At 70.1% G+C, this 14,338-nt stretch carries 14 protein-coding genes; 8 read left to right on the forward strand and 6 right to left on the reverse strand.

Annotation, left to right across the window (positions count from 1 at the left end; genetic code table 11):
- Positions 1-39: 39 nt before the first annotated feature.
- From radA to MFF54_RS07750, 6 genes are all read left to right on the forward strand, one after another.
- A complete protein-coding gene (gene radA, locus MFF54_RS07725) occupies positions 40-1,470 on the forward strand; it encodes a DNA repair protein RadA (RefSeq protein WP_238302036.1) in 1,431 nt (476 codons plus the stop codon).
- A 136-nt stretch (positions 1,471-1,606) separates the two neighbouring features.
- Complete coding sequence (locus MFF54_RS07730) at positions 1,607-2,215, forward strand: CvpA family protein (protein WP_238302037.1); 609 nt, start codon at positions 1,607-1,609, stop codon at positions 2,213-2,215.
- 160 nt (positions 2,216-2,375) lie between these two features.
- A complete protein-coding gene (gene purF, locus MFF54_RS07735; protein WP_238302038.1) occupies positions 2,376-3,857 on the forward strand; it encodes an amidophosphoribosyltransferase in 1,482 nt (493 codons plus the stop codon).
- A 4-nt stretch (positions 3,858-3,861) separates the two neighbouring features.
- The gene (locus tag MFF54_RS07740; protein WP_238302039.1) at positions 3,862-4,605 is read left to right on the forward strand and encodes an SDR family NAD(P)-dependent oxidoreductase; all 744 of its coding nucleotides are present in this window, start codon (positions 3,862-3,864) and stop codon (positions 4,603-4,605) included.
- 71 nt (positions 4,606-4,676) lie between these two features.
- Entirely contained in the window at positions 4,677-5,087 is a 411-nt protein-coding gene (locus tag MFF54_RS07745; RefSeq protein WP_238302040.1) for a dihydrofolate reductase, read from the forward strand.
- 54 nt (positions 5,088-5,141) lie between these two features.
- Entirely contained in the window at positions 5,142-6,269 is a 1,128-nt protein-coding gene (locus MFF54_RS07750; RefSeq protein ID WP_238302041.1) for a carboxylate-amine ligase, read from the forward strand.
- Here MFF54_RS07750 and der read toward each other — a convergent pair whose 3' ends face one another.
- From der to MFF54_RS07765, 3 genes are all read right to left on the reverse strand, one after another.
- Positions 6,270-7,622: a ribosome biogenesis GTPase Der gene (gene der / locus MFF54_RS07755; RefSeq protein ID WP_238302042.1), complete on the reverse strand. Its 1,353-nt coding sequence runs from the start codon at positions 7,620-7,622 to the stop codon at positions 6,270-6,272.
- 159 nt (positions 7,623-7,781) lie between these two features.
- Positions 7,782-8,489 (reverse strand): tetratricopeptide repeat protein, encoded by a 708-nt coding sequence (locus MFF54_RS07760; protein WP_238302043.1) that lies wholly within the window; start codon positions 8,487-8,489, stop codon positions 7,782-7,784.
- 101 nt (positions 8,490-8,590) lie between these two features.
- On the reverse strand, positions 8,591-9,196 hold the full coding sequence (locus MFF54_RS07765) for an NnrU family protein (RefSeq protein ID WP_238302044.1): 606 nt from the start codon (positions 9,194-9,196) through the stop codon (positions 8,591-8,593).
- A 145-nt stretch (positions 9,197-9,341) separates the two neighbouring features.
- Between MFF54_RS07765 and MFF54_RS07770 the strand changes: the two genes are divergently transcribed.
- Complete coding sequence (locus MFF54_RS07770; RefSeq protein ID WP_238302045.1) at positions 9,342-10,517, forward strand: hypothetical protein; 1,176 nt, start codon at positions 9,342-9,344, stop codon at positions 10,515-10,517.
- A gap of 54 nt (positions 10,518-10,571) precedes the next feature.
- Here MFF54_RS07770 and MFF54_RS07775 read toward each other — a convergent pair whose 3' ends face one another.
- The 3 genes from MFF54_RS07775 to MFF54_RS07785 form a co-directional block, all read right to left on the reverse strand.
- Positions 10,572-11,381 carry a lytic murein transglycosylase gene (locus MFF54_RS07775; RefSeq protein WP_238302046.1) on the reverse strand — a complete coding sequence of 270 codons (810 nt, stop codon included), beginning with the start codon at positions 11,379-11,381 and terminating at the stop codon, positions 10,572-10,574.
- 239 nt (positions 11,382-11,620) lie between these two features.
- Positions 11,621-12,100 (reverse strand): hypothetical protein, encoded by a 480-nt coding sequence (locus MFF54_RS07780; RefSeq protein ID WP_238302047.1) that lies wholly within the window; start codon positions 12,098-12,100, stop codon positions 11,621-11,623.
- Positions 12,101-12,118: 18 nt separating this feature from the next.
- Positions 12,119-12,733 carry a hypothetical protein gene (locus MFF54_RS07785; RefSeq protein WP_238302048.1) on the reverse strand — a complete coding sequence of 205 codons (615 nt, stop codon included), beginning with the start codon at positions 12,731-12,733 and terminating at the stop codon, positions 12,119-12,121.
- Between the two features lie 270 nt (positions 12,734-13,003).
- On the opposite strand from MFF54_RS07785, the gene glyA reads away from it, so the two are divergent.
- A complete protein-coding gene (glyA, locus tag MFF54_RS07790; RefSeq protein ID WP_238302049.1) occupies positions 13,004-14,308 on the forward strand; it encodes a serine hydroxymethyltransferase in 1,305 nt (434 codons plus the stop codon).
- The last annotated feature ends 30 nt before the right edge of the window (positions 14,309-14,338 follow it).

The raw sequence follows: 14,338 nt of genomic DNA on the forward strand, positions 1-14,338 counted from the left end.
TCGGCGCGGCCGGTTCGACCGTCGGCGCTCGCGAGATCCATGGCCAAGATCCACCAGACCTTCGTCTGCCAGTCCTGCGGGGCGGTCTACAACCGCTGGCGCGGGCGCTGCGAGGCCTGCAACGGCTGGAACACGATCGTCGAGGAGACGCCGGGCGGCGGCGTGCAGGCGGGCCCGGCCGCGACCCGGCCGTCGCGGGCGCGGGGGCGCGTCTTCCCGCTCGAAGGGCTGACCGGCGAGGTCAAACAGGCGCCGCGCCTCCCCTCCGGCATCGCGGAGCTGGACCGGGTGACCGGTGGCGGCTTCGTGCGCGGCTCGGTGATCCTGCTCGGGGGTGATCCGGGCATCGGCAAGTCGACCCTCCTGATGCAGGCCTCGGCCGCCATGGCCGCCACGGGTCAGCGCGTCGCCTACATCTCGGGCGAGGAGGCGGTCGGGCAGGTGCGCCTGCGAGCCGAACGCCTCGGCCTCGCCGACCGGCCCGTGGAGCTCGCCGCCGAGACCAATGTCGAGGACATCGTCGAGACGCTCTCGCAGGGCCGCCCGCCCGCGCTCGCCATCATCGACTCGATCCAGACCATGTGGACCGAGACGGTCGATTCCGCGCCCGGCACCGTCACGCAGGTGCGCTCCTCGGCCCAGAGCCTGATCCGCTTCGCCAAGACCACCGGCACGGCGGTGATCCTCGTCGGCCACGTCACGAAGGACGGGCAGATCGCGGGGCCGCGCGTGGTCGAGCACATGGTCGACGCGGTCGCCTCCTTCGAGGGCGACCAGGGCCACCATTTCCGCATCCTGCGCGCGGTCAAGAACCGCTTCGGCCCAACTGACGAGATCGGCGTGTTCGAGATGACGGACGGGGGGCTTGCCGAGGTACCGAACCCCTCCGCCCTGTTCCTGGCGGGGCGCGACCACCAGGCCGCGGGCACCGCGGTCTTCGCCGGCATGGAGGGTACACGGCCGCTCCTCGTCGAGATCCAGGCACTGGTGGCGCCCTCGGCGCTCGGCATGCCGCGGCGGGCGGTCGTCGGCTGGGATCCGAACCGGCTCTCGATGGTACTCGCGGTGCTGGAGGCCCATGGCGGCATCCGGCTCTCGGGCCACGACGTCTATCTCAACGTCGCGGGTGGTCTGCGCATCTCCGAGCCCGCGGCCGATCTCGCGGTGGCCGCAGCCCTCGTCTCCTCGCTGTCGGGCGCGGCGCTCCCGCCCGAGACCGTCTATTTCGGCGAGATCGGCCTATCCGGCGCGATCCGCCCGGTGGCCCAGGCAAGCGCGCGCCTGAAGGAGGCGCAGAAGCTCGGCTTCGCCAAGGCGCTGATGCCCCAAGGTCGCGAGACCGCCGACCGGGCGATCGCCACCGAGTCGCTGCGCCATATTGCCGACCTGGTCGCGGGCATCGCGGCCAACGGACCGAAGCGCGGCGGGCGGGGCCGAAACCACAACCCCCGCTACGAGGAGGCCGATTAGCGCGCGTCCGCTGGTTGCGCGCAATCCCCGCACAAGGGTGACGGCCGAGGTTCGTCAGGATATACAGGCGCCGCGGTCCCGGGGGAGCCGCGCGACGACCTGCCATGGCCGATCCCTTGCGTGACCCGATGCGCTGATGCCGTTCTCCATCCTCGATCTCGTCGTGCTCGGCATCGTGGTGATCTCCGCGCTGCTCGCGGCCGTGCGCGGCGTGACCCGCGAGGTGCTCGCGATCATCGCCTGGGTCGCCGCCGCCGCCGTCGCCTGGAAGTTCCACCCCATGCTGCTGCCGACCGTGAAGCAGCACGTGAGCAGCGACACGGTCGCGCTCGTGGCCTCGATCGCCGCGATCTTCCTGACGACGCTGATCATCGTCTCGATCATCACCGTGAAGATCTCCGACGTGGTGCTCGACTCGCGCATCGGGGCCGTCGACCGCTCGCTCGGCTTCCTGTTCGGAGCCGCCCGCGGCTTCCTGATCTGCGTGATCGGCTGGGTGTTCCTGTCCTGGCTGGTGCAGGGCAAGGTGCCGGACTGGGCCTCGCAGGCCCGCTCGCGCCCGATGCTGGAGAAATCCGGCGACGCGCTCGTCGCGCAGCTGCCCGAGAACCCGGAAGGCTTCCTCAAGCAGTTCAAGAAGCCGAAGGTCGACACGCCGCCGAACGAGCCGGTCGACGCCCCGGCCGAGGAGGCGCCGGCCCAGCGCCGCACGGACGGCGGAGCCACGTCGGCGCCGCGACGCTGACCTGCACGCGTCGGCGCTTGGTTGGCCGGCCAAAAGCCCTTAGATAACCGCCGTTGACGCAGCCGGGTGGAATGATTCCACGCGCGGGGCCTCGATCCCGTGCCATCATATCCGGCGCGCGCCGCCGGTTACCGGCGGCCATCAGGGACAGACATCGAGCATGCCCGACCGCGCCGTTGCCTCCGCCTCCGCCGATTTCGACCTCGATCTCGACGGCGATACGCTGCGCGAGGAGTGCGGCGTCTTCGGTATCTTCGATCATCCGGACGCCTCGGCCATCGTGGCGCTGGGGCTCCACGCCCTGCAGCACCGCGGCCAGGAGGCGGCCGGCATCGTCTCCTTCGACGGCGCGGTGTTCCACTCGGAGCGCCGTCCCGGCCTGGTCGGCGACTCGTTCTCGGACGGCGAGACCATCGCCCGCCTGAAGGGCCGCGCCGCGATCGGCCACGTGCGCTACTCGACCACCGGCGGCACCATCCTGCGCAACGTCCAGCCGCTCTTCGCGGAGCTCGCCAGCGGCGGCCTCGCGGTGGCGCATAACGGCAACCTGACCAACGCCCTCTCCATCCGCCGCGACCTCGTGCGCGACGGTGCGATCACGCAATCGACCTCGGACACCGAGGTGATCCTCCATCTCGCTGCGCGCTCGCGCAAACCCCGGATCATCGAGCGCTTCATCGACGCGCTCCAGGCGATCGAGGGCGCCTACGCGATCGTGGCGCTGACGAACAAGAAGCTGATCGGCGCCCGCGACCCGCAAGGCATCCGCCCGCTGGTGCTGGGCGAGCTCGACGGCCGCTACATGCTGGCCTCCGAGACCTGCGCGCTCGACATCATCGGCGCAAAGTTCGTGCGTGACATCGAGAACGGCGAGATCGTGGTGATCTCCGAGGAGGGCGTCGAGTCGATCCGCTTTGCCGAGAAGCGGCCGATCCGCCCCTGCATCTTCGAGTACATCTACTTCGCCCGTCCCGACTCGGTCGTGAACGGCAAGAGCGTCTACGCGGTGCGCAAGAACATCGGCCAGGAACTCGCCCGCGAGACGCCGGTCGAGGCGGACGTGGTCGTGCCGGTGCCGGATTCGGGCGTGCCGGCCGCGCTCGGCTTCGCGCAGGAGACCGGGCTGCCCTTCGAGATGGGCATCATCCGCAACCACTATGTCGGCCGCACCTTCATCCAGCCGACCCAGTCGGTGCGCGAACTCGGCGTGCGCATGAAGCACTCGGCCAACCGCGCGGCGATCGAGGGCAAGCGCATCGTGCTCGTCGATGACAGCCTGGTGCGCGGCACGACATCGGTGAAGATCGTCCGGATGATGCGCGAGGCCGGCGCGCGCGAGGTGCATTTCCGGATCGCCAGCCCGCCGATCATGCACCCGGACTTCTACGGCATCGACACGCCGGAGCGCGAGAAGCTGCTCGCCGCGACCCACGACCTCGAGGGGATGCGGAAGTATATCGGCGCGGATTCGCTCGCCTTCCTGTCGATCCCCGGCCTCTACCGGGCGATGGGCGAGGCTGAGCGCAACAGCGCCTGCCCGCAATACACCGACCACTGCTTCACCGGCGAGTACCCGACCGCGCTGACGGATCTGGCCATCGCCGGGCCGAAGCGCTTCGCGATGCTGGCCGAGGCGGACTGAGCCGATGGCGGAGAAGACCCTCGACGGCCGCGTCGCCGTCGTCACCGGTGCCTCGCGCGGCATCGGCCGGGCCGCCGTGCTGGCGCTGGCGGAGGCGGGCGCGCACGTCATCGCGGTCGCCCGCACGCAGGGTGCGCTGGAGGAGCTGGACGACGCGGTCCGGCAGCGGGGCGCCAGCGCGACCCTCGTGCCGCTCGACCTCACCGATTACGACGGCATCGACCGGCTGGGCGCCGCGATCAACGAGCGCTGGAAGCGGCTCGACATCGTGGTGGGCAACGCGGGCATCCTCGGCAACCTGATGCCGGTCGGGCACATCACCCCGAAGGTCTGGGACCAGGTGATGGCGATCAACGTCACGGCGAACTGGCGCCTGATCCGCTCGCTCGATCCGCTGCTGCAGATGTCGGACGCGGGCCGGGCGCTCTTCGTCTCCTCGGGCGCGGCCTCGAAGTGCCGGGCCTACTGGGGCCCGTACTCGGTCTCCAAGGCGGCCCTGGAAGCCTTGGTCCGCACCTACGCGGCCGAGACTGCCAACACCAAGATCCGGGCCATGCTCCTCAACCCGGGCCCGCTGCGCACCAGCATGCGCGCCGCCGCGATGCCGGGCGAGGATCCGGACACGCTGAAGACGCCGGAGGACCTCGCTCCGCACATCGTGCGGCTGGCGAGCCCCGCCTCCGAGGACAGCGGCAAACTCTACGATTTCCCGACCGACCGGGTTCTGGAATTCCGCGCCCCCGAGTAAGGGGGACCGGGGCCTCAGGCCCCGGCGGGTTCGGGCAGAGCCCGCCCCCTCGCGTTCCGGGTTCGCGTGCCATGATCGACGTCCGCTGCATCTGCGCCATCGGCCAGCGGGGCCAGCTCGGCCTCAACGGCCATCTGCCCTGGGAGGGTAACACCGACCCGCTCTTCGTGGAGGACGTGACGCGCTTCTTTGCGCTCACCATGGGGCACGTGCTGATCGCCGGCCCGAAGACGGTGGCCTCGGTGCCGGAATTCGCCTTCAAGGACCGCACCATCGACGTGATCCGCTCGCACGAGGATCCGGAGGCGGTGCTGAAGCGCTATCCGGGCCGGCGCATCTTCGTGGGCGGCGGCATCACGGTCTGGAATACTTACGCGAAGTATATCCAGCACTGGGACATCACGCGCCTGCCCTACGACGGCGAGGCCGACCGCTGGTTCGACCCGGCCTGGCTGGTGGGCGGCGCGCTGCGGGCACCGTAGCGGCACCTTTGCGGGCCCTCGGGAGTTGATGCGCACGCGTCCCCGAGGGTTCCCATGCGTTCAGCCTCCTTCCGCTTCGGCATTGAGGAAGAGTATTTTCTGGCCGATGCCGAGACCCGGGGCACGCCCCGCCGCTCGGTGAAGCCGTTCCACACGGAGGTGGCCGAGCGCCTGCCCGAGACCGGGCGGGAGCTGCTGCAGTGCCAGGTCGAGGTCTGCACGCCGCCGGTCACGGAGTTCGCTGCGGCGCGCGAGAGCCTCGCCCACCAGCGCGCGGCGCTCGCCGACCTCGCGGCCCAGCACGAGCTCCTCGTCTTCGCCGCCGGCACGCACCCGGTCGCCGACTGGGCCCGGCAATTGCCGACCAAGGGCGACCGCTACCGCGGCATCCTGCGCGACGTCGGCCTCGCCGGCCGGCGCAGCCTGATCTGCGGCATGCACGTCCATGTCGAGGTGCCGGACCCGGACGCGCGCATCGACCTGATGAACCGGCTGCTGCCGTTCCAGCCCCTGCTCTTCGCGCTGTCGGTCTCCTCCCCCTTCTGGCAGGGCAAGCCCACGGGGCTCACCGCGTACCGACTCAGCGCCTTCGGGGAGTTGCCCCGGACCGGTCTGCCCGAGCTCTTCGCCGGTCCCGAGGCCTATGCGCGCTACGTCCGCATCATGGAGCGAGCCGGCTCGATCCAGGATCCGAGCTTCCTGTGGTGGTCGCTCCGGCCCTCGATCAAGTTTCCAACCCTGGAACTGCGCATCGCCGATTCCTGCACGCGGCTGGAGGATGCGCTGGCGATCGCCGCCCTGTTCCGCTGCCTCGTGCGCCTCGTCGTGCGCCGGCCCGACCTGAATGCCGGGCTCGACGGCGTCTCGCGGGCGCTCGCCGAGGAGAACCTGTGGCGAGCCCAGCGCAGCGGCATCGGGGCCGAGCTGATCGACGAGGCGCGAGAGGAGGCGCTGCCCTACGCGGAAGCCCTCGACGAGCTGCTCGACCTGATCGCCGAGGACGCCGCGGCGCTCGGCTGCGCCGAGGAGGCGGCCCACGCCCGCACCATCCTCGCCGAGGGCACCAGCGCCGACAAGCAGATCGCCGCCTTCGAGGCCGCCCGCGAACAGGGGCTCACCAACCGTCAGGCGCTCGACGCGGTGGTGGATTGGCTGGCCGCGACGAGTCGGGGTGCCGCCTGATCAGCGCTTGTCGAACGGGTTCTCCGAGGTGCGCAAGGACAGGCGGATCGGCGTGCCCGGCAGATCGAAGGCCTCGCGCAGGCCGTTGACGAGGTAGCGGGTGTAGGATTTCGGCAGGGCGTTGAGCTGGTTGCCGAACAGCGCGAAGTGCGGCGGGCGGCTCTTCACCTGCGTGGCGTAGCGGATCTTGATGCGCCGGCCGGAGACGGCGGGCGGCGGGTTGCGGCTCGTGGCCTCGGAGAGCCAGTCGTTGATCCGCGAGGTCGAGACGCGGCGGTCCCAGACATCGGAGGCCTGCACCACAGCCTCCATCAGCTTGTCGATGCCGTTGCCGGCAAGCCCCGAGAGCGGCACCACCGACACACCGCGCACCTGTGGCAGCAGGCGGGTGCAGTCCTCGCGCAGCGTCTTCAGGAGGCCTGGCTGGTCGGCCACGAGGTCCCACTTGTTCAGTCCGATGACGAGCGCCCGACCCTCGCTCTCCACGAGATCGACGATGGTCAGATCCTGCTTCTCGAACGGGATGGTCGCGTCGAGAAGCACCACCACCACCTCTGCGAAGCGCACGGCGCGCAGACCATCCGAGACGGCGAGCTTCTCCAGCTTGTCGTCGATCCGGGCGCGGCGGCGCATGCCGGCAGTGTCGTGCAGCTTGATCCGGCGCCCGCGCCATTCCCAGTCGAGCGAGATCGAGTCGCGGGTGATGCCGGCCTCGGGGCCGACGAGCAGCCGCTCCTCGCCGAGCATCCGGTTGATCAGCGTCGACTTGCCGGCGTTGGGACGACCAACGATGGCGACGCGCAGGGGGCGGCCGCCGGGGGCGTCCGGGTCGTCGTCCTCTAGGTCCGGATCGAGCTTGGGCAGGGCGGTCTTCAGCGCCTCGTGCAGCTCGCCCACGCCCTCGCCGTGCTCGGCCGAGAACGGGATCGGATCGCCAAGGCCGAGGCGGAAGGATTCGTAGGCGCCGGCCATGCCGGCGCCGCCCTCGGCCTTGTTGGCGATGAGGATGACCTGCACGCCGGAGCGGCGCACGAGCTCGGCGAAGGGCTGGTCGGCCGGTAGCACGCCCGCGCGGGCATCGATGACGAACAGCACCACGTCGGCGGCGAGGATGGCGGCTTCCGTCTGCATGCGCATGCGGCCAGTCAGCGTGGCCTCGTCGGCCTCTTCCAGGCCGGCCGTGTCGATGATGCGGAATTCCAGGCCGCCGAACTGGACGTCGGCCTCGCGCCGGTCCCGGGTCACGCCGGGCCGGTCGTCCACTAAGGCGAGCTTGCGGCCGACCAGACGGTTGAACAGGGTCGACTTGCCGACATTCGGCCGGCCGACGATCGCGACGGTCGGCAAATCCATGGGGGTCTCTCGATCGTTCGTCTCTCGCAGGGACTGCTGGCGCCCGCGATTGTTCCAATGAAGGCGCCCGCCAGCCCGGGCCTCGGAGAGCCCAGGACGACGGGCGCGTGCAGGTCGATCCTTACACCAAGTCGCGCGAGCGACGGGTACGAAAAGATCTCAGCGCGTCGGCGGGGGTGGTGCGGCTGGCTCGGCCTTGGCCTCGGTCACCGTCACGGGACCGCCCGCCACGAGCGCCACGTAGACCTCGATGCGCTGGCGCAGGCCCTGAGGCGTCTCCGGGTCGGCGTTGATCTGGTCGAACCAGCGCCCCGCCTCCTCGTACTGGCCGCGCCGGAGCGCGGAGAGGCCCAGCATCTCGCGGGCGGTGTGGCGGAAGGGCGAGCCGGCGGCGAGGCTCTGCAGGCTCGCGAGCGCGGGCGCCGGATCGGCCAAGTCGATGCGCAGCAGCGCGGCGCGCAGGCGCGCGAGGTCGCGCAGGCCCTCGCCGACGCTCGCATCGCCCGCGATCGTGTCGAACTCCGCCGCGCCCTTCGCGGGGTCGGTCTTGCCGGTCTCGGTGGCGGCGCGGATGCGCGCGAGCAGGCGGTAGCCCGCCGGTCCCTGCGCTTCCAGGTCGTCGAAGATCTTGTCGGCCTCCTGGGCCTTGCCGTCGCGGGCGAGGCGATTGGCCCGGTCGAACTGCTCGGAGGCCGCCTCCGCGGCCGAGCGCTGCGCGCTCTGCCAGTAGCGCCAGCCGCCGACGCCGGCCACGAGGAGGATGGCCAGCGCGATGATCACGCCGCTGTAGCGCCGCCAGATTTTGGCGACCTGATCCCGGCGATAGTCGTCGTTGACCTCGCGGAAGAACTCGTTGTTCTCAGCCATTCGTCCCCGGCCCGCGGCGCACCGCGGACCACCTCGCTTCCGTCAGGGCCACGCGCCTAGCACGTTGTTCGGGGCTTGGCGACCGGTCGCGGAGACCGCGCTCAGGCCTGGCCCGGCCACACGGCGACGCCGATCAGCCAGGGATGCAGCCAGCGGGCGAAGACGAACCACGCGGCGACGCCGATCACGACGGCGAGCCCGTCGTTGCGCCAGCCGGCCGGGGCGGCCTGCCCGCCGTGCTGGCCGACCACGGCGCCGGCCGGCACGGCACGGCGCTTCACGCTGATGCGGTCGACCACCGCCCAGGCCAGGAAGGCGGCGAACAGGATGATCGAGCCGAGATCGCCGTTGGCGAGGAGGTGCGCGGTCGCCCAGATCTTCACGGCGAGCAGCATCGGGTGCTTGGCGAAGGCCCGGATCCGCCCCGGCAGATAGGCCGAGGCCATCACCACGAAGGCCAGCAGCACGAGGAGCAGGGCGAGGTGCCGGGTGAAGACCGGCGGGTTCCAGACCGGGATGTAGCCCGTGGCCCGGTAATGGCCGTAGCCGACCGCGATCAGCACGATCCCGAGCGCCGAGAGCAGCGTGTAGCCGAGCTTGTACCGGCCCTCGCCGACGCGCCCCACCAGTTCGGCCCGTGGCCCGCGCGCCATCGAGAAGGCATGGGTGCCGAGAAACAGCACGAGGCCGAGGATCATGATCAGCATGGGCGGGGTCTCGGAGGGGTCTCGCGGGCTGTGGAGGGGCGCGGCGCGCTCAAGCTCCTTGTAACGGTTCCGGACTGAAAGTCCTGCGGATTGTCGGGCAAGGCGGCCCGCGCGGCGGCCTGCCGCGGATCACCGGAGACCCGCGATGCGCGCGCCAGCTACCCTCGCCCTGGCCTTCGCGCTCATCGGCGCCCCCGCGGCGGCCGAGCCCGCCGGGCCGCCCCTGTCGAGTCTGACTCTGGTGGGGCCGCCGACGACGCTGTTCCGGGCGCCCCGCGACGCCTGCGACGGGGTGGACCTACCGGACGCCCCGCTGCGCGCCTTCCGCGACGCTGGCGGAGCGGTGGTGGCCTTCGGCCTGCATCACCGCAACCGGGCGCTGCGCGGACCGGATCTCGACCGGTTGAAGCTCGATTGCGCGGTGGTGCTCGAATCCGGCCACAAAGCCGATCCGGCGCTCTACGACGACCGTTCCTGGATCACCGCCACCTGGACGGAGGACGGGCGCGCGGTGGCCGCCCTCCTCCACCACGAGTACCACGCCGACGCGCATCCGGGCCGCTGCCGCGCGCAGAGCCTGATGGCCTGCTGGTACAACACGGTGACGGCCGCCGCCTCGCGCGACGGCGGCCGCAGCTTCGTGCGCGCGGATCCGCCCGCGGTGGTGGCCGCACCGCCCTTCACCCAGGATGTCGGCCAGACCCGGCACCGGGGCTTCTTCAACCCCTCGAACATCCTCGGCGACGGGCGCTGGCGCTACGCGCTCATCGCCACGACCGGCTGGGAGCGGCCGGGGAGCGATCAGGCGGCGGGCGTCTGCCTGTTCCGCAGCGACGACCCCGCCGACCCGCGCCGCTGGCGCGCCTGGACGGGGACCGGCTTCACCGCCGCCTTCCCGGATCCCTACCGGAGCAAGGCGAAGCGCGCCGATACCTGCCGGCCGGTCGGGCCGTTCCCAGGCCCGGTCGGGGCCGTGGTGCGCCACCGCGGCACGGGTGCATACGTCGCGGTCTTCATGGCGGCGGCCGGCGGCGAATTCCCGCAATCCGGCTTCTACTGGTCGAGTTCGCGCGACCTGATCGCCTGGGACCGGCCGCGGCTGCTGCTGGCGGGCGCCACCCTGTACGACGATCCGTGCGCCGCGAAGGGCGAGTTGATCGCCTACCCGTCGCTCCTCGATCCCGCGGCGAGCGGCCGCAACTTCGACGATGCCGGCGAGCGGGCGCTCCTCACCTACGCGACGCTCCGCACCGAGGGCTGCACGGTCACGGCCGAGCGCGACCTCGTGCGGCGCCCGGTGTCGATCAAGGTCTGGCCGTAGCGTCGCATGAGCCCTCCCCCGCTTGCCGGAGAGGGCTGAGGAAGCGGATGCGCGTTACCGCCCCTCGTCGATGCGCTGGCCGAGGAGCGCAATCGCCTTCTGGTAGACGCCGGCGGCGTTCCAGCCCTGGATCGCCGCGAAGTTCGGCTCGCCAGGCTGGTAGCCGGCGCCGGCCCGCCAGCCGTGGCCCTTGAGGAAGTTGGCCGTCGACATCAGCGCCGTGCTCGAATTGTCGAGGCTGCCGCCGGTGCCGTAGGTCAGCACGTTCTTGGGCAGGAACTGCGTGTGGCCGACCTCGCCGTGGGCGGCGCCGCGCGTCGCCGCGGTGAGCACGCCGCGGTCGACGAGCGTCAGCGCCGCGTAGAGCTGCTCGGTGAAGTACTCCGAGCGCCGGCAATCGTAGGCCAGCGTCGCCACGGCCGAGAGGGTGTTGATGTTGCCCTTCACGGCGCCGAAGCCGGTCTCCATGCCCCAGATCGCCAGGAGCGGGCCCGGCGGCACGCCGTAGCGCTGCTCGATCTGGGCGAAGAGCGCCGCGTTCTGCTGCTTCAGTTGGCGACCGCGGGCCACGATGGTGTTGCCGCCGCGCTTGGCCAGGAACTGGTCGAGCGAGAGCTTGAAGCTCTTCTGGCCCCGGTCGGCCGAGATGGTGGCGGTGGAGTACGAGGTCTCCGCAAGGGCGGCGAGGCTCTGGGCGCTCGCCCGCCCGCGCGCCTCCTGGGCGAACTCGCGCTTCCAGGCCTCGAAACCGGCACCGGTATTGCCGCACTGCGCGGCCTCGGCCTGGCCACCGAGGGCGGCGAGCACCGAGGCCGCCACGATCCCTGTGGCGATCCAAGGTGTCGTGAACCCGCGTCCGATCATCTAGAACTCCTGTGGAGCCAGCCGGCAGGGCAGCCCTGCCGCATCCGTGGGAGTGGCTATAATCCTGTGCGGGTACACAACCCAAGCGTTTTCCCGCTGCGCTTGCAGGCCTCCGGTCGTCTCTCCGTCGGCGCGTGACGGCAATACCGCGCGGGCGCGTGGTGACGCTCTGAGCTTCGGCGCGTGCCGTCAGCGATCGCGGGCAATCGAATCGGGGCGCCAGATCTACGTGGCGGCATCTACGTGTCGGCCCGTCCGGTCGATCCGGTCGATCCGGCCATGGCCGCGTTCAACTCGGCCATGGTCTCGTCGAAACTGTCGATCCCCGCGCGGGCGTAGCGCACCGCTTCCTCAGCGGTCAGCAAGCGGTCCGCCTGCGGATCATAGGCCATGCCGCCATTCATCCGGACCCAGGCCGCGATCGCCATCCAGGCGCCCACGCAGCCGGACAGCGAGGAGAAGTAGAATGCATATACGCACGGCCAAGGGCGCACGAAATCGACGTCGTCGTACGTTTCCGTCAAGTCCGCGAAGGTGAACGGATTGACCTCGAACCCGACCTCGCGTCCCCGCCACGTCGCGGGCAGGTGCCCCTGATGCCGGACCAGCTCACGGCTCGGCTGAAGTGTCAGGCCAAAATCGAGGGCCTCGATCGCGCGCTGCCAATCCGGAAATCCGTCCGGGGCGCGGTCGCAGAGGACGTAAGCTTCCATTGTCATGAGAGACCCTCACCATGCTCACATCCATCGGAAGACGACAGACTTTACGCTGACGCCTCGTTCGATATGAATCTCTATGACGGGCACGTCTTTACCGACGTTCAGCGCGGCGCGGATGTCTGCCACTCGCTTCGCCGACAAGCGCGCTCTACCGGTTTTGATGTCCCAAACAGCAAGGATTGGCGCCGACTCCGTACGACCATCGCGAAGGATCACATCCGTTCGGACACTGCCGTCCAGTCCGTAACGGACGAGCCCACCGCCACTGAAACTTTGCTCGACACCGTGACGTCCGGTGCCAGGCAGGTCGAGCGAGCGAATTGCGCGCGCCGACTGCAGATGGACCTGGATACCAAAGCCCGCACCGGATCCACCGCCGAGGTCCTCGACAATCTCTTTCACGACATCAACGAGCGTTTTGGTCCGCGCGTCGATCCTCGCGTTACCCGTCGCTTCGACACGCGTGACTATGACCGTGCCCCGACCGCCGTCCCAACGCCCTCGGGCGTCGCGCGACTGGTCATGCCGGAAGCCGGCCTTGATGCCTTCCACTCCCGCATACAGAAACGCGAGTTGTACCCGGAGTGCCGCGATCTCCAGATCGAGCGTCTGAGATGCGTCGTGTTGCGGCATTGGCCACCCCCGATTCGACCCGCATAGATTGTGTTATTTTTCCTTTTAGGTCAACAAATACCTATATCGCAGCGAACTGGTTCGCTCGCCTGCGAGGCTTCCGAGGCCCACCCACGCGGCTCCATCAAGTTTTTCTGAAGCTGCCGGCAAAAACGCCTACGGTTGGCGGATACCGCCGCCGTGTGTAGAGTCGCGCGGCGCAAAAGCCCGCCCGTGCACGCCGACGGACGACGGGTCCACCCGCCCGCATACAAGAACAGAGGCCACGCCATGAGCGCCGGTACCGCCGCCGACAAGCATTTCACCGACACCTTCTTCGCCGCCCCGCTGACGCAGGCCGATCCCGAGATCGCCCGGGCCGTCGAGCAGGAGCTCGGCCGCCAGCAGCACGAGATCGAGCTGATCGCCTCCGAGAACATCGTCTCGCGCGCCGTGCTGGAGGCGCAGGGCTCGGTGCTCACTAACAAGTACGCCGAGGGCTATCCGGGCCGGCGCTACTACGGCGGCTGTCAGTTCGTGGACGTGGCCGAGAACCTCGCCATCGAGCGCGCCAAGCGCCTCTTCGGCGTCGGCTTCGCCAACGTGCAGCCGAACTCCGGTTCCCAGGCGAACCAGGGCGTATTCATGGCCCTGATGCAGCCCGGCGACACCTTCATGGGCCTCGACCTCGCCGCCGGCGGCCACCTCACCCACGGCGCGCCCCCGAACGTCTCGGGCAAGTGGTTCAAGCCGGTCTCCTACACCGTGCGCCGCGAGGACCAGCGCATCGACATGGAGCAGGTCGAGCGCCTCGCCCACGAGCACAAGCCCAAGGTGATCATCGCGGGCGGCTCGGGCTACCCGCGCCACTGGGACTTCGCCAAGTTCCGCGAGATCGCCGACGCGGTGGGCGCCTACTTCTTCGTGGACATGGCGCACTTCGCGGGTCTGGTCGCCGCCGGCGTGCACCCCTCGCCGTTCCCGCACGCGCACGTCGCCACGACCACCACCCACAAGACGCTGCGCGGTCCCCGCGGCGGCATGATCCTGACGAACGACGAGGCGCTGGCCAAGAAGTTCAACTCGGCGATCTTCCCCGGGTTGCAGGGCGGTCCGCTGATGCACGTCATCGCCGGCAAGGCTGTGGCCTTCGGCGAGGCGCTGAAGCCCGAGTTCAAGATCTACGCCCGCCAGGTGATCGAGAACGCCAAGGCGCTCGCCGACACCCTGATCTCGGGCGGCTACGACATCACCTCGGGCGGCACCGACAACCACCTGATGCTGGTGGACCTGCAGAAGAAGGGCCTGACCGGCAAGGCGGCGGAAGCCGCGCTCTCGCGGGCCGACATCACCTGCAACAAGAACGGCGTGCCCTTCGACCCGCAGAAGCCCACCATTACCTCGGGCATCCGCCTGGGCACCCCGGCCGGCACCTCGCGCGGCTTCGGCGTGGCCGAGTTCAAGCAGATCGGCGGCTTAATCGTCGAGGTGCTGGACGGTCTCGCCGCCAAGGGTGAGGAGGGCGACAGCACGGTCGAGGCCAGCGTCAAGCAGCGCGTGCACGCGCTGACCGATCGTTTCCCGATCTACGGCTGAGGCTCCTCTGTAACGGCCGCCCTTTCAGCG

The sequence above is a fragment of the Methylobacterium gregans genome, assembly GCF_022179245.1.
GTDB lineage: Bacteria > Pseudomonadota > Alphaproteobacteria > Rhizobiales > Beijerinckiaceae > Methylobacterium > Methylobacterium gregans.